Source organism: Heyndrickxia sporothermodurans, from assembly GCF_003055045.1.
Taxonomy (GTDB): domain Bacteria; phylum Bacillota; class Bacilli; order Bacillales; family Bacillaceae_C; genus Heyndrickxia; species Heyndrickxia sporothermodurans.
Genome location: NZ_NAZB01000004.1, coordinates 50,032 through 66,329 on the forward strand (window position 1 = coordinate 50,032; position 16,298 = coordinate 66,329).

General features: G+C 37.3%; 13 protein-coding genes and 3 other annotated features. Of the genes, 8 read left to right on the forward strand and 5 right to left on the reverse strand.

Annotated features, from left to right (window positions below):
- The first annotated feature begins 296 nt into the window (after positions 1–296).
- The 3 genes from B5V89_RS00830 to B5V89_RS00840 all read left to right on the forward strand — a co-directional run bounded on the left by B5V89_RS00830 (position 297) and on the right by B5V89_RS00840 (position 4,432).
- Positions 297–1,760 (forward strand): protein adenylyltransferase SelO, encoded by a 1,464-nt coding sequence (locus tag B5V89_RS00830; RefSeq protein WP_108070098.1) that lies wholly within the window; start codon positions 297–299, stop codon positions 1,758–1,760.
- 47 nt (positions 1,761–1,807) lie between these two features.
- Positions 1,808–2,023: a binding site (T-box leader), on the forward strand.
- A 42-nt stretch (positions 2,024–2,065) separates the two neighbouring features.
- The gene (locus B5V89_RS00835; RefSeq protein ID WP_108070065.1) at positions 2,066–3,928 is read left to right on the forward strand and encodes an arginine--tRNA ligase; all 1,863 of its coding nucleotides are present in this window, start codon (positions 2,066–2,068) and stop codon (positions 3,926–3,928) included.
- Between the two features lie 183 nt (positions 3,929–4,111).
- Entirely contained in the window at positions 4,112–4,432 is a 321-nt protein-coding gene (locus B5V89_RS00840) for a nucleotidyltransferase domain-containing protein (protein ID WP_066235478.1), read from the forward strand.
- A 676-nt stretch (positions 4,433–5,108) separates the two neighbouring features.
- Here the strand turns inward: B5V89_RS00840 and B5V89_RS00845 are convergent.
- Positions 5,109–5,645 carry a histidine phosphatase family protein gene (locus B5V89_RS00845; RefSeq protein WP_181294579.1) on the reverse strand — a complete coding sequence of 179 codons (537 nt, stop codon included), beginning with the start codon at positions 5,643–5,645 and terminating at the stop codon, positions 5,109–5,111.
- 83 nt (positions 5,646–5,728) lie between these two features.
- On the opposite strand from B5V89_RS00845, the gene B5V89_RS00850 reads away from it, so the two are divergent.
- Entirely contained in the window at positions 5,729–6,031 is a 303-nt protein-coding gene (locus tag B5V89_RS00850; RefSeq protein WP_066235475.1) for a hypothetical protein, read from the forward strand.
- A gap of 34 nt (positions 6,032–6,065) precedes the next feature.
- On the opposite strand, the gene B5V89_RS00855 is transcribed toward B5V89_RS00850, so the two are convergent.
- Positions 6,066–7,199 (reverse strand): LuxR C-terminal-related transcriptional regulator, encoded by a 1,134-nt coding sequence (locus tag B5V89_RS00855; RefSeq protein ID WP_108070068.1) that lies wholly within the window; start codon positions 7,197–7,199, stop codon positions 6,066–6,068.
- A 224-nt stretch (positions 7,200–7,423) separates the two neighbouring features.
- On the opposite strand from B5V89_RS00855, the gene B5V89_RS00860 reads away from it, so the two are divergent.
- Both B5V89_RS00860 and B5V89_RS00865 read left to right on the forward strand, forming a co-directional pair.
- A complete protein-coding gene (locus B5V89_RS00860) occupies positions 7,424–8,179 on the forward strand; it encodes an SDR family NAD(P)-dependent oxidoreductase (RefSeq protein WP_108070070.1) in 756 nt (251 codons plus the stop codon).
- 34 nt (positions 8,180–8,213) lie between these two features.
- Complete coding sequence (locus B5V89_RS00865) at positions 8,214–8,957, forward strand: SDR family NAD(P)-dependent oxidoreductase (protein WP_107958504.1); 744 nt, start codon at positions 8,214–8,216, stop codon at positions 8,955–8,957.
- Positions 8,958–8,994: 37 nt separating this feature from the next.
- Here B5V89_RS00865 and B5V89_RS00870 read toward each other — a convergent pair whose 3' ends face one another.
- The 3 genes from B5V89_RS00870 to B5V89_RS00880 all read right to left on the reverse strand — a co-directional run bounded on the left by B5V89_RS00870 (position 8,995) and on the right by B5V89_RS00880 (position 12,665).
- A complete protein-coding gene (locus B5V89_RS00870; RefSeq protein WP_108070072.1) occupies positions 8,995–9,816 on the reverse strand; it encodes a GNAT family N-acetyltransferase in 822 nt (273 codons plus the stop codon).
- Positions 9,817–10,153: 337 nt separating this feature from the next.
- Entirely contained in the window at positions 10,154–10,549 is a 396-nt protein-coding gene (locus tag B5V89_RS00875; protein WP_066235536.1) for an acyl-CoA thioesterase, read from the reverse strand.
- Positions 10,550–10,661: 112 nt separating this feature from the next.
- Positions 10,662–12,665 (reverse strand): catalase, encoded by a 2,004-nt coding sequence (locus B5V89_RS00880; protein WP_066235468.1) that lies wholly within the window; start codon positions 12,663–12,665, stop codon positions 10,662–10,664.
- A gap of 213 nt (positions 12,666–12,878) precedes the next feature.
- Between B5V89_RS00880 and B5V89_RS00885 the strand changes: the two genes are divergently transcribed.
- Positions 12,879–14,408, forward strand: coding sequence for a bifunctional GNAT family N-acetyltransferase/carbon-nitrogen hydrolase family protein (locus tag B5V89_RS00885; RefSeq protein WP_066235534.1), 1,530 nt, complete (start codon positions 12,879–12,881; stop codon positions 14,406–14,408).
- A 52-nt stretch (positions 14,409–14,460) separates the two neighbouring features.
- Positions 14,461–14,691 (forward strand) — a binding site (T-box leader).
- A 36-nt stretch (positions 14,692–14,727) separates the two neighbouring features.
- Positions 14,728–14,961: a binding site (T-box leader), on the forward strand.
- A gap of 51 nt (positions 14,962–15,012) precedes the next feature.
- Complete coding sequence (thrS, locus tag B5V89_RS00890) at positions 15,013–16,221, forward strand: threonine--tRNA ligase (protein ID WP_107958506.1); 1,209 nt, start codon at positions 15,013–15,015, stop codon at positions 16,219–16,221.
- The last annotated feature ends 77 nt before the right edge of the window (positions 16,222–16,298 follow it).

The following is a 16,298-nucleotide window of genomic DNA, read 5'->3' on the forward strand; positions in this document are numbered from 1 at the left end:
CTCTTTTTTTATGGAAAAAACCACTTTCTTATTCGACATATTTTTTTCTTTACATTCAGTCAAAAGTCAGTAACGAAGCGTTTTATCCATTATTTAATCAAACGTTTGATTAAGAAAAGAACAGGTTGGATTTAGTCGATTATTGAAAAAATTTGAAATCTGCGAATACGTCAGCATAATAAATCGCTGAGAGTAGAAATTAAACATAATGTCTTTTAACTATCTTTTTGTGTAATATGGGTGGTATAAGTACGATAGTATTCATGAACGAAAATACAAATAAGGATGGAGAATCAATGATAGCAAATAAGGAATTTGGATGGAATTTTGACAATAGTTATGCTCGTCTGCCAAAGTTATTTTTTTCTCCCACCAACCCAACACCTGTACAGGCGCCTAAGTTGATCATTCTCAATGATCAGATCGTAAAATCCTTGGGTTTGAACGTTAAGGAGTTGCAAAGTGATGATGGGGTAGCAATGCTTGCGGGGAATAAGATTCCTGAAGGTGCAGCCCCGATTGCTCAAGCGTATGCAGGTCATCAATTTGGGCATTTTACTATGTTAGGGGACGGAAGGGCAGTGCTTCTAGGTGAGCAGATTACTCCCCAAGGTGAGAGGTTTGATGTCCAGTTAAAGGGTGCAGGCAGAACGCCTTATTCAAGAGGGGGAGATGGTCGCGCGGCACTTGGCCCGATGTTGCGGGAATACATTATTAGTGAAGCCATGCATGCTCTTGGAATTCCAACCACCCGTAGTCTGGCCGTAGTAACAACGGGTGAGTCAATTATCCGAGAAACGGAACTAACAGGTGCAATATTGACCCGTGTAGCTGCCAGTCATATTCGTGTCGGCACTTTTCAATATGTCGCTAATTTGGGTAAAGTGGAGGAACTTAAAATTTTGGCTGATTATACAATACAGCGGCATTATCCAGAGCTTGAGAATATTGAAAACCGATATCTTTCATTACTTGAGGAAGTAATTAATCGCCAAGCTAAACTGATCGCTAAATGGCAACTAGTTGGTTTTGTTCATGGCGTAATGAACACGGATAATATGACGATTAGTGGAGAAACGATCGATTATGGTCCATGTGCATTCATGGATACATATGATCCTGAAACGGTATTTAGTTCGATTGACATTCAAGGACGCTATGCTTATGGCAATCAGCCGTATATGGCAGCATGGAATCTTTCTCGTTTTGCTGAATCTTTATTGCCGCTTTTGCATGATAATCTAGAGCAGGCGGTTAAGCTGGCCCAAGGTGAGATTTCAAAATTTGGCGAACTATATCACTCCTATTGGATCGCAGGAATGAGAGCGAAACTAGGAATTTTTAACGAAGAGGAACAAGATGATTCCATTATTAAGGATCTCCTTGATTTAATGAAAAAACACCAAGCGGATTATACGAATACTTTTATTGCTTTAACGTTTGATAAGCGTGATAATAATAATTTATTTGGAACACAGGAGTTTGCTCAGTGGTATGAGCGCTGGCAATCAAGACTTGGTAGACAACCGGAATCGAAAGCAGAATCAAATCAATTGATGAGACATAGCAATCCTGCAGTGATTCCACGGAATCATCGGGTGGAAGAAGCACTAGAAGCCGCGGTTGAAAACGAAGACTTTTGTGTGATGGATAGGCTGTTGAATGTACTTTCAAATCCTTATGAACACTCTGATGAACAAGTTGAATACGCCAAACTGCCAAAGTCAACTACACCTTACCGAACTTTCTGTGGTACTTAATAAAGATTGACTTTTTTGTTTATTTGGATATAATGTTTAAAAATACTACAGTTTCTAGGACTGGGAGAGTAATTGTTGATGAGAGTCAAAGCGAGCCGGGTTGGTGAAAGCCGGTACCGAGTTAACAGTGAAACGGACCCATGAGAATGACTTTTGAATGTATTAGTAGGAAGTCACGGCTAAGACCGTTATCTTATTGAGTGGTTAAACGGTAAGTTTAACAACAAGAGTGGTACCGCGAATGCAAAGCTTTCGTCTCTTTTTAAGGAGATGAAGGCTTTTTTTTATTTAAAGGAGGTTTTTTTATGATAAGCCAATTGATTATAAACAACATCGAAAAGTCTGTGATAAGTCTTTTTCAAGAAATAGGTCTCAACTACAATGAGGATTTGAAAATTTCTGTTGAACAGCCATCACATTTGGAACATGGCGATTATTCAACGAATATTGCCATGCAGCTTGCAAAAGTTTTGAGAAAAGCACCAATTCAAATTGCGGGAATGTTGAAAAACAAACTGGAGCAAGATGGGTACTTGAAGAATTTGGTTAACAAAATTGAAGTCGCACCACCGGGATTTATCAATATGTATATCGATTGGAATCAGTGGTCTCAGAGGGATTTCACTTTTCCTTTGAACAACGGAGAAAAAGTAGTCATTGAACATACATCTATCAATCCGAACAAATCGGCTCATATTGGCCACTTAAGAAATTCGTGTATTGGTGATTCTCTTGTACGACTTTTAAAAAGAGCGGGATATAAGGTCGAAGTGCATAATTATATCGATGATTTAGGGAATCAGCTTGCAGACACAGTTGTTGGTATTTTAAATATTCCATATAAAAAGGAGCACTCTCGTTTTGGTGATTTCTGTTGGGATATATACTCCACGGTAAATAAGCAGTATGAAAAAAATCCTTCATTACTTGAACAAAGGACAAATGTTTTACATTCACTTGAAGAGGGGAATGAAAATTTGTCTTGGGTCGGGTTGCTTGTTGTAGATCGAATTGTTCGCGAACATATCGAAGAAATGAATGAGTTTGACATTCATTATGATTTGTTAGTATGGGAAAGCAATATTGTAAGGGAAGGATTTTTGACTGCGGCGTTTAACTTACTTAAACAAACAGAACATTTTCACCAAGAAACTTCCGGTAAGTTGAAGGGGTGCTGGGTGTTGAAACAGCCTACAACTGTCGCAGAAGATACCGAATCCGAACATAGTATGGATAAAGTTTTAGTTCGATCCAATGGCATTTTAACTTATACAGCAAAAGACATTGCTTATCATCTATGGAAATTTGGATTGCTGGAAAAGGACTTTATGTATAAACGTTTTACAGAAGGTTTATGGACAACGAGTATGAATGGAACGGATGCGTCATTTGGTCAAGCGGACTTCGTCATCAATGTTATTGACCACAGACAAGAATACCCGCAAGCAATGGTGAAACAAGCACTTGAAATATTGGGATATACAAAACAGGCTGAGAAACTTCGACATGTCAGTTACGGTGTCGTTTCATTAAGCCCAGCGGCTGCGAAGGAACTTGGTTTAGATACAACAGATGGAAAAGCATCGTATGCCATGTCTGGAAGACAAGGAATAGGAATAAAAATATCTGATTTAGTTGATCTTATGGAAGGGATTATTGAAAATAAACGTTCAGATAAAAGTGGTTTGTCGAGTAGAACAATTGCGGTAGCATCGATCCGTTACTACCTTCTTCGTTTTAGTTTATTAACCGAGGTCGTTTTTGATATCCAACAGGCGACAGAAGTGACAGGAAATACGGGTGTGTATTTAATGTATTCCCATGCTCGTGCAGTTAGCATTTTAAGTAAAGCCGAAGTTGACTTATATTCGGAGCAATTGGTTCCGGACAAAATAAATCAGATGGATAAGGCTGAATACGCACTACTCAGACATATCGCCACTTGGCAGGATACTCTTTATACGGCTGTTAAAGAATTATCACCGCACAGAATATGTACGTACGCACATGAGTTAGCAACTTTGTTCAATAACTTCTATGCAGCCTGCCCAATTATTAAAGCCGATAATGACAAAAAGGCGTTTAGACTTTGGCTTACGTTAAAATTCAAAGAAACAATTGGCGATGCATTGACCGTACTGGGGCTGCCGACACCCAATCGGATGTAAAACAAAAAGGAATGTCTTTTATCCTAATGAGCATGGATATGGACGTTATATCGGTGGATTTTTGCTGGGACAACAAGTAAAATTGGTTAAAAGAAGTTAGGATGTTTCAATTGTGAAAACTGTATAAAATTTATGTTCCAATTTTTAAATCATTATATGATAAACTTTCAAAGGAATGATTCGATGTTTGGATTATTGGATCGAGATTTTGAGTATATACAAAGAGCAATGGAAAATTTAAAAGAAATTGATAAAGCGATCATTTTTGGGAGTAGGGCTCTAGGGAACTATAAAAAAGGGTCAGATGTCGATATTGCGATATCAGGTAAAAATGTGACTAGTAAAACGCTTTATCAGTTGGACGATCTTTTAAACGAAGAATTTCCACTACCTTATTTCTTTGACATCGTGCAATATGAAGAAATAAATAATGAAAATTTGAAAAATCATATTGATACATTTGGTAGAGAAATATATAGAAAAAGTGAGCTTAGTCAGAAATAACCTGACTTTTGTGTCTAAAGTACGTGATAGAAAACTGAAAATCTTGTTTATCTTTCTAAAATGTATTTACTATATAAACATTCAATAAAGGATTATGTGGACGTAAGGGTTTCTATTTTAAAGAAAATGTATGATAAACGATTAGTTGGTTATAAATCGATGGGATATGTAATTGGTGATGGGAAGCATGTGTCAGAAAAAATGCGGTTATTTTAAATGAATTCTCTGTAGTGAATTCGAGAAGGTAAGGAGAGAGATCACGCCCTCAACTACCCGCAAGCATCGGAAGCGGGAAGATAAGGAGAGGAGCCGCCCTCTCATCTACCCGCAAGCATCGGATACGGGAAGATAAGGAGAAGAATCGCCCTCTCAACTACCCGCAAGCATCGGAAGCGGGAAGATAAGGAGAGAGATCGCGCCCTCAACTACCCGCAAGCATCAGAAGCGGGAAGATAAGGAGAGGAGCCGCCCTCTCATCTACCCGCAAGCATCGGATACGAGAAGATAAGGAGAGAGACCGCCCTCTCATCTGCCCGCAAGCAGCGGATTCGAGCAGGTGGGCATCGATTTCCCCATCATTTCCTACCCGCATCTCAAGGATTAGCAAACGAAATCATCGCAATATAGCACAAGTAAAGGGGAAAACTGGATCCTGATCCGCAAGGCCACGCAATAATTACAATTTAAATTCATACAATTCCCCATTTTTAGCAATAGTGAATTTTGGCCCTGTAAAGCCTCTTTTTAAAAGTTCTTTTCTTATGTAAAACATTAATGCGGCATGACTTACAATGAGTACATCTTCCTTATTACTCTTCAAAATTTCATCTAGCACGTAATTAATTTTCTTTTTTGTTTGCTTTATTTCTGCTCTTGTTTGCTTATTAAATAAATTGGAAAAACGAATGAAGAATGCCCACACGGTAAAAGGCAACTTCAATCTCGTACTAAAAACGGGAGCTGCAATTTCCTGAAGCTCCTCTAACTCAATAATGTCGCGATCATAAAGATGCCGAGCTGTTTTAATTGCTCGTGACATCGGACTTGAATAACAGGCTTTCCATTCAGTCGTTTTGGGAGGATCCTTTCTGTATTCAATTTCTGCAACATCATACTCTGCAAACCACTGTTTTACCTCTTCTGCAGAATATAGTCGTTTCTCCTTCGGAAAATCTTTCAACACTTTATAATGTCTTATTAAACCAATTTTCATGTTAATACTCCAATTCTGCATATATTCCGGAACAAAGACTACTGCCTGCAAAAAACGCATATATATCAAATGAGGTGATATATATGCTGAAAATTATCGAGGATGAAGTTCGTTTTCCTAAAGCGTTAGAAAAAGGAAGAACCATATCTCGTACATATCGGACCTATCCATATAGAGTATATCAGGCCAATTGTGCTTTAAGAGGGATTGATTATGGCTTTTCTGACCAAGAAGGGATGTTTTTTCGAACAACAATTGATACAAGCAGTCAAATTATTTCACCATATGAAGTGAAGGTAACAATTACATTTGGTTTTCGCTCACGTGAATTCGATAAGAAAACTGATGCAACAATAAAATACACATTATTTTTACAATACGTTTAAAGGGGGAGAACAAATTTGCCCCCATTGATTGTAATTATTTTAATATCCCGTATCGAAAGGCATAAGCAACAACTTGTGTCCGATTTTTAGCTTTTAATTTTGTCATTAAACTACTAATATAATCTCTTACTGTATGCTCGCTTAAATACAAAATTTCTCCCATTTTTTTATTGTCATACCCTTCAGCCAGTAAATCGAGGATCTCGCTTTCTCTTTCTGTTAGATGGAGATTAGAGGATCCCGATGTGCTTTCGCCACTTCTGGATAAATATAAACCGAGCCGATTTCCTACTTCCTCCAGAAAGTCTAATTCTTCCTTCGAACAATCGAACTCCTCACCTAACTGATCAAACGTTAACCATCCAAAAACCTGCTGTTTATTTACAATTGGTACAAAAATAACCGATGAAAGATTAAATAATTCGATATGTTCATCCTTTACATATCCTTTAGGATCCTTTAAAAAGATAGCTTTTTGTGCATTAAAAATTGTCGTTTCTCTTGAACTTAGTTGGCCCTTCATGCTTTGAACCTTCGGAAGTTCCGCACCGATTACTCCATAAACTTGATTGGACCAAGGAATGTAGGCATAGAATACACATCGTTTATACGAAAAAAACTCCTCACATTTTTTTAAAATATGCGCAAATTCATGAACCCTGGAGGAGCGTATAAGGAGTTTATTTAAACGATCCAAGGATTGGAGTTTAGTATTGTCATGAAAAGATTTCGAATGTACAACTGTCATGTCTTCGTTTACCCATTCATTAAAATGATAGATAAGTTGTGAATAAATGGATAACAAACACATGAGAATAGAGGTGCTTCGATTGTACTTAATTTGAATCATTAACGTAATTAAAGCTTTTTCAAAAATTAACCGAAAAAGATTAAAACTTTTTATAGATAAGAGCGATAATTGTGATTTGAGCCAAACGACTACATGGGTTTCGAACTCATCTTCAGATTCCTCGATGTTAAAGGTAACAAAAAATAGTAAAAACGAGTCCAATAATGAGCCTACTATTTTTTGTTCCTCGTGTGAAAGGGTGTCGTCCTGATTTAAGTAAATGCAAAGATTTTCTTCTAATTGTTGGTGGTGAGATTTTATAAATAAAACGAATTGCTTAAAAGTAATTTCGTCAAATGAATGAAGAGATTGTGCCATAGAAAATAGTTCTCCCTTACAAAAAATCCTCCTATAAAAGTAACACACCTATAAACGGAGGGAAGATTCTTTCATATTATACAGCATTTTATAGGATAGTATTTCAAAATGAAAGGAGTAAGATGGAATTGTGACAAGTTAATGAATCTTTTTATCACAAATAACAAATTATAGGAAAGTGTCGTTAGTTCGAAAGCATGAATAATGAAAGGATTGTGATGAACATGAGACTTGAAAATAAAGTAGCTATTATAACTGGCGGTGGAACAGGTATCGGAAAAGAAACCGCATTGTTATTTGCTAAAGAAGGGGCAAAAATTGTTATAACGGATATTAATAAAGAATCTGGAAGTCAAGCAGTTAAGGATATACAAGCAAATGGCGGGGAAGCTCTTTTTATCCAACATGATGTGAGCAATGAAGATGATTGGAAAAGAGTTGCTAATGAAACAATAAAAACATTTGGGAAAGTAGATATACTTTTTAATAATGCGGGAATTTATATTATTAAACCATTAGCAGAAATTGAATTAGCAGACTGGAATCGTCTCATGTCTATTAATGTGACTGGTGTATTTTTAGGAATGAAGCATATTATGCCGTTAATGGCGAAACAAAATAAAGGATCTGTTATCAATGCTTCCTCTATCGCAGGGCTAACTGGTGCACCTGGACATGTTCTATATGGAGCGAGCAAAGGTGCTGTTCGTATTATGACAAAAGATGCAGCAATGGAATATGCTCCATATGGCGTAAGGGTTAATTCAATACATCCAGGGTATATTGATACAGGAATGGCTGATTATGCATCTGAAGTTTCAGGAAGTTCAAAAGAAGAGTTAGGAAAAAGTTTATTTCCATTAGGACATCTTGGCTCAGTGAAAGATGTTGCTAATACTGTATTATTCTTAGCTTCTGACGAATCAGCGTATTCAACAGGTGCGGAATTCGTTATAGACGGTGGAGCAACATCAAGATAATATCGGGTCAATTTAACAGAAGGAGAGATTTAACATGAGATTAAAAGATAAAGTAGCTATTGTAACTGGTGGAGCAAGTGGGATTGGTGAAGCAACTGTCCGTTTATTCGCGGAAGAAGGTGCAAAAGTAGTAATTGCCGATTTTTCTGATCGCGGAAAAAGTATTTCAGAAGAATTAAATGCAAAGGGACATGATACTCTCTTTGTTAAAACAGATGTAACTAATGAAGATCAAATTAAACAGATGATCAATGAAACAGTAAACAAGTACGGTAAACTTGATATTATGTATGCAAATGCCGGCATAGCTGATGATGCACCAGCCCATGAATTATCTTATGAAAGATGGAAAAGAACCATTGATATTAACCTATCAGGTGTGTTCCTTTCTGATAAATATTCTATTGAACAGTTTCTTAAACAAGGTACCGGCGGTGTTATTGTTAATGCAGGATCCATTCATAGCTTTGTTTCGTTACCAAATCCAACTGCCTATTCTTCTGCAAAAGGCGGCGTGAAGTTACTTACTCAAAACTTATGTACTGCTTATGCAAAAGATGGAATTCGTATAAATGCAGTTTGTCCTGGATATATTGATACTCCTTTACTTTCAGAGGTGAATCCGGAGCAGAAAGAATTTTTAGTTTCCCTTCATCCACAAGGAAGACTAGGAAAACCGGAGGAAGTTGCTAAAGCAGTCTTATTTTTAGCAAGTGATGACTCTAGTTTTGTAAATGGGACAACCTTACTTGTTGATGGCGGGTATACTGCACATTAATGACAAGAACAGCGGGCCATCCGGGTCCACTGTTCCTTTATTTGTATTCATAATAGTCCTGTGAGTCATATGCTTTGAAGCCACATGACTCATAAAGTTTTAAGGCATTGGCATTTTTTGAATCGACCTCTAGAAAAATATCAAATCCATTTTGGTGCTCTTGTCTGAGGATTTTATTTAAAGCTTTTCTTCCAATTCCTTGTCCTTGATATTGTGGAAATATTGCAAATCCATAAATCCATGCTTCTTTTTTTATATGCTGAATACGTATTTTACCTACTTTTTGTTGATTTGCTTCAATAATAAAGAAATCTTGGATATTTTCCTTTTTTATTCTTTGATTATAAACTTTCGCTTCCTCTTCAGAAAAACGAAAACATTGAACATCTAACTGAATTTCCGTTTCAATGTCGTCAGGTGTGGAAGCTCGAATGATAATATGTTCCTGTTCACCTAAATTAGTTTCTGCCCATTTCATTTGATATTCAGAAAAAGAAAATTGGCAGGGGAGTGTTTTTACCCATTCTTTTCCTGAGAAGGAGCGGGTAGGTGTGTTCAAAAGAATTTGACTAATGTTTTGTTTTTTAATTTCATTCATGGCTTCTGAAAAAAGCTGTGAAAATATTTTTTTTCGCCGATGTTTTGGATGTACCATTCCACATACTTCTATTTTATTGCCGAATCCATATATACCTATGAAACCAATTAGTTCGCCATCTTCATAATAAAGAAAATCCGTTTTCTCCTTCTCATTCCGTGTCATTAACATATCCCAATTTAATTTTAAGCGGATCTCCTCTTCTTGTTCACATACTTGCTGAAGTTTTTTTATATTATCTAATTCTTTCGTACTTAGCATTCATTTAACCCCTTCCTATTACATCATTTTATTCGACATTACTCATTTCATTTCCTTTACTTAGACAAATTTTTTATGGTAATTGATGCACAAAGTCAGTGGAAAGACAGGTTTATGGCTTTTTAATCAAACGTTTGATTAAAAGGTGAATTAGAAGAAATTAGTCGAAAAAAGGGGAGTTTGAGAGGACAATGGATCTGTTATTTTTAGCGAATGCCCTTAATGAAAGGACTAATCGGACACTGATTCCGTTATTAGCAAAAACATTCAAAGAAATCGCTGTTTTTTACTTTTAACGGAACCTGTGACCTCGGAAGCAATTAATATCAAATTCTAATTATCTATCAAATAGTGTGCGTAATTCATCAGGCACCTCACAGCTTTTACGTGTTGTGGCATTCATGGTTACACTTGTTACAAGCGCATCCGCACACTTTTGACCATGTTGATTATAAATTTCTTGGAGCAAGACATAGCTGCTTCGACCAACTTTTTCGGGGCGTGTTCGTATCGAAAGCCGGTCATTTTGTCTGCATTCTTTACGATAATTAATATTAATGTTGACTGTTACTGTTTGAATCCCCATATCAAGAAATCGTTCATAAGGAAGTCCGGCATTTTCATACCAATTTTCACGACCCCATTCAAGGTACTCCAAATACTTTGCATTATTCACATGTCCATTTACATCGATTTCTGTAGAGCGGACAATAATCTCTAGAACATCCTCTATCACCATATTCACCCACCCCAATCTTTTTACCATTATCATATCATAATGAAAAAGTTCATTGGGGGGCTACAAATTGTAAAGGACAGTAGACATTGTCCACTGTCCAGTGAAATTAATTTCTATCCCAAAATCGGCCTTGGGCAATACCTTCAATAAATAATTGAATACTAGACTTAGATAGATCGTACACGCCAATTGCATTTGTATTAACACGGCTTTTCTCTAAAGCTTGATGATCATCAAGAGCCAAACCTAAAGGCTTATAATGTTTATATGTGGTTTCAATAAAATCTAAGACAGGGGCATCAATAATTGGTCCGCTGCTCATTAGTAAAATTGCATCAAAAAGACAAGGGTCGGCAGTATCATACGTATCCGTCACTTTCAGCATGCCGTTTAACGGATAAACTTTTTTATCAACGATACTATAATTTATTTTATGCTGTACAAACGTTTTAATCCAATCAGAAAGCTGCGCTTCATTAGGTTTCCCATTTAATAGAACGGCAACTGACTTTGTATCGGGCTTACGAACGGTATTTGCCATACTAAGCGCAGGGGACTTTTTTGAACTGTTTACTTCGCGGTTTTTTTCAGGTAGTAGGGAACCTATATTTTCGGCGACTTCTTTCGCCAATTGTCGATCAATATGATTTAAAAGATCAATTGCGTTATATTTCACCATATCTGATTTACATTTACCTAGTTCAAAACTAAATGCATCTTTTACATGCTGTTGTTCATAAGGGGCAAGACTATTGTAAAATAATTTAGCTTGCGAGTAGAAATCCAGAAAGCTTTCACTGCGACCTCTAATTTTATTTCCTTCCACTTTTTCCTGATAATGCTCGTAACCACCCTTTTCAACAGGAACAGGCTGAGGTTGATTTGCATTTAAGCCATTTCGATGATAGCTTGTTTGTCCATGATGGATCGTCATTTGATGCATTCCATCTCGCTGGTTATTATGAAAAGGACATACTGGTTGATTAATAGGGATTTGGTGGAAGTTAGGACCACCTAGTCTTGATAGCTGTGTATCGGTATAGGAAAACAAACGCCCTTGAAGTAAAGGATCATTAGAAAAATCAATACCGGGAACAACATGACCAGGGTGAAAGGCTACTTGTTCGGTTTCCGCAAAAAAGTTATCAACATTTCGATTTAATGTCATTTTACCAACAATCTTCACCGGAACTTCTTCTTCTGGCCAAATTTTCGTAGGATCTAAAATATCAAAATCAAATGCGTGTTCGTCCTCTTCGCGTATGATCTGCAATCCAAGCTCCCATTCCGGAAAATCACCTTTTTCAATTGCTTCATATAAATCTTGGCGATGAAAATCCGGATTTTTTCCAGCAATCTTTTGCGCTTCATCCCACACTAGAGAATGTACACCTAATGTCGGCTTCCAATGGAATTTTACAAAATGTGCTTTTCCTTCAGCATTGACAAGGCGGAAGGTATGTACACCAAAGCCTTCCATCATACGTAAGCTTCGCGGGATGGCCCGATCACTCATATGCCACATGATCATATGTGCTGATTCATGATTTTGACCGATAAAGTCCCAAAAAGTATCATGAGCACTGGCCCCTTGGGGGATTTCGTTGTGCGGTTCCGGTTTAACAGCATGGACAAAATCAGGGAATTTGATCGCATCTTGGATAAAGAAAACCGGCATATTATTTCCAACTAAATCGAAATTTCCCTCATCCGTGTAAAACTTTGTTGCAAAGCCGCGCACATCTCGAACGGTATCGCTCGATCCTCTAGACCCTTGAACTGTAGAAAATCGAACAAATACGGGGGTGATTTTTGAAGGGTCTGTTAAAAAATCTGCCCTCGTATATTTCCCTAGAGATTCATATAGTTGGAAGATTCCATGCGCACCAACTCCTCGTGCATGAACCACACGTTCAGGAATTCGTTCATGGTCGAAATGGGTCATTTTTTCCCTGAAATGAAAGTCTTCCATCAAGGTAGGGCCTCTTAAACCACTTTTTAATGAAAACTCATCTTCAGCCATTTTTAATCCTTGGTTAGTCGTTAAACCAGCATGCTTTTCATTATTAATCGCGTATTTTTTTAATTGATTTGTTTTCTTGTTTTCCATTGTTAGCCTCCTATACTAGTTAAGAAACTTGAACTTCTAATTTTCAAATACCCTGAACGGGGTGGAATAAACGTGGTGGGAACCGGGTCCTTTATTCAAGATACTTAAAAAAATTCGGATTGAAGTTAAAAAATTATATAAGAGGGTATGATAACCGTAGAAATAAATGATAAAAGATTGTGTTAGGGATGTGAGAACGTGACAGAAACAGATATGTCGAAATATGAAAAGAAAATTATCGTTAGGAATATAAAAATGGAAGATATTGATGACATTATGGAGCTGTGGAAACGTTGCTTTCCCGGGATGGAACCATGGAAGCGGGAACAATTAGAAAGTCATATTCATACGTTTCCGGAAGGGCAATTTTGTGTGGAATACGAGGACAAAATTGTCGGTACTTGTTCCAGTCTAATCGTTAATTTTGATGAATACGAAGATCAGCATACTTGGAATACCATTACTGATAATGGATATATTACGAATCATGATCCGGATGGATTTAATCTTTATGGGATTGAAGTGATGGTTGACCCGGAATATCGTAGGATGAAATTTGGGCATCGTTTGTATGAAGCGAGGAAGGAGCTCGCACGAAAATTAAATCTCCAAAGCATCATCATTGGCGGGCGGATTCCGAATTATTATAAATATAAGGACGAGATGACGCCTCGAGAGTATGTGACAGAGGTTGAAAAACATAGTATCTATGATCCGGTCCTGTCGTTTCAGCTTCTTGAAGGATTTAAAATTAAACGGATCAATACTAGATATCTTCCGGATGACAAGGCATCTGCTGCCTTTGCAACTTTGATGGAATGGAATAATATTGACTATCTACCGAAGACACGAAGAGTGTATCGTGCATCTTTTCCAATAAGAATTTGTTCCATCCAGTATATGATGAAAAAAATTGATTCCTTTCAGGATTTTACAAGGCAAGTTGAATATTATGTAGATGTAGCAGCTGATTTTGGTTCGGATTTTGCTGTTTTTCCCGAATTATTTACTACTCAATTAATGTCATTTTTAGAGGAAAAACGTCCAGACCAAGCAGTACGACGTTTGGCAACCTATACCGACCAGTATATTGAATTGTTTACGGAGCTGGCGGTTAGATATAACGTGAATATTATAGGTGGTTCACATTTCGTAGAAAGAGATGGAGACATCTACAATGTTGCTTATTTATTTCGCCGTGATGGAACGATTGAAAATCAGTCAAAAATTCATGCCACACCAAATGAACGAAAGTGGTGGGGGATAGCCGAGGGCAATGAAATCAATGTGTTTGACACCGATTGTGGAAAAATTGCGATTCAAATCTGTTACGATGTTGAGTTCCCGGAACTTGCTCGTATTGCCGTTGATAAAGGAGCAAATATTATTTTCGTGCCATTTTGTACAGAGGATCGTCAAGGATATCTGCGTGTACGCTACTGTGCACAGGCAAGGGCGATAGAAAATCAGGTTTATACTTGTATTGCTGGTACCGTGGGCAACTTAACGCATGTTGAGAATATGGATATCCAATATGCACAATCAGCTATTTTTTCTCCGTCTGATTTTGGATTTGCGAGAGATGGGATCGTTGGAGAATGTGATCCTAATGTGGATACGGTTGTTGTCGGTGATGTGGATCTTGAGAAACTTAGACGTTCACGAAATAGTGGTTCCGTAAGACAATTACGCGATCGTCGTAAGGATTTGTACAGGATTGAGACGAATAAATTTCCTAAATAAAAAAATCCTTGCATTCTTCAAATATAGATGTTAAAATTCATTTCAATATAAATTGAAAGCGACGATTAGGACATGAATTATTCTCGTTCATCTTATTAGAGAACAGGGTCAATGGCTGAGAGCCCTGAAGAGAAGGGAATAGTTTACCACCTATGAGCATTATAGGGAAATGTTGAAAACAGATTAACTATAATCGGTAAAACCGTTATCTTTTCTGAGCATAATGTACAAAGTTTGTACATTGTGAAATTAGGGTGGCACCACGACCGCACTCGTCCCTTCTATGGGATGAGTGCGTTTTTTATTTGTAAATTTAATATTAATTGCGATGAAAAGGACATGAATTATTTTCGTTTTTCTTAACCAGAGAACAGGGTCAATGGCTGAGAGCCCTGAAGAAAAGAGAGTAGTTTACCACCTTCGAGCAATTATAGGGAAATGTAGAAAACAAATTAACTATAATCGGCAAAAACCGTTATCTTTCCTGAGCATAATGTACGAAGTTTGTGCATTGTGGAAATAGGGTGGCACCACGACCGCACTCGTCCCTTTTTTGGGATGGGTGCGTTTTTTTATAAATAAAATAAACAAGGAGGAATCAAACATGTTAAATGAAATGGAAGTAGAAAAAAGAAATCATCGAAAATTAGGTCAAGAGTTAGAGCTATTTGCTTCAATGGAAGAAGCACCAGGGATGCCGTTTTTCTTACCGAAAGGAATGGTGATTCGAAATGAGTTGGAAAATTATTGGAGAGAAAAGCATGTTAAAGCCGGCTATCAGGAAATTAAGACACCGATTATGATGAAGCAGGAACTTTGGGAACAATCGGGTCATTGGGATCATTATCACGAAAATATGTATTTTTCCAATGTTGATCAGCAAAATTATGCAATTAAACCGATGAATTGTCCTGGCGCCATCTTAATCTTTAATAATAAGCGAAGAAGTTATCGGGAACTCCCTGTTCGCTACGCGGAGCTTGGATTAGTCCATCGCCACGAGCTTTCAGGCTCCTTAAATGGATTGCTGCGGGTCCGATCATTTACTCAGGATGATGCACATTTATTTGTTAGGGAAGACCAAATTGAAGCTGAAATTGCAAAAGTACTAGAGTTAATTGCAGAGTTCTACACACATTTTGGGTTTGAATACAAGGTAGAACTATCTACACGCCCAGAAGAGTTTATGGGCTCCAAAGCAATTTGGGACGATGCCGAAGCTGCATTAGAATCAGTATTAAAAAAGAAAGCCATTGCATATCAAGTTAACCACGGCGATGGAGCATTTTATGGTCCCAAAATTGATTTTCACATTTTAGATTCCTTAGGAAGAAGCTGGCAGTGTGGAACAGTTCAATTAGATTTTCTAATGCCAGAAAAGTTTAATTGCTCTTATGTAGGGAAAGAAGGCCAATTTCACCGACCAGTGATGATCCACCGAGCAATATTTGGTTCAGTCGAACGATTTATGGCGATTTTAATTGAACATTACGCAGGCGATTTTCCCCTCTGGTTATCACCCGTTCAAGCAAAAATCATCCCTATTGCAGAATCCCATATAGATTATGCAGAGAATGTAAAATCTCGAATGGAATCGGCTGGTTTTCGAGTCGAGATCGATGATAGGGACGAAAAAATGGGATTAAAAATTAGAGAGGCAGAAAAACAAAAGGTTCCTTATATGCTCGTTATTGGTGATATGGAAATTGAAAATGAATCGGTAGCGATTAGACAAAGGAAAAATGGAAATCTTGGGGTGAGAGGTATTCAAGAAACAATTGATCTGCTGAAGGGAGAAATTTTTAAAGGGTAATTTCTTATATAATGAAAATCAAAAATCGTAAACAGTGTCTGAAAAACAAAGGGATGCTGCGTTAAAGTAAACATAAT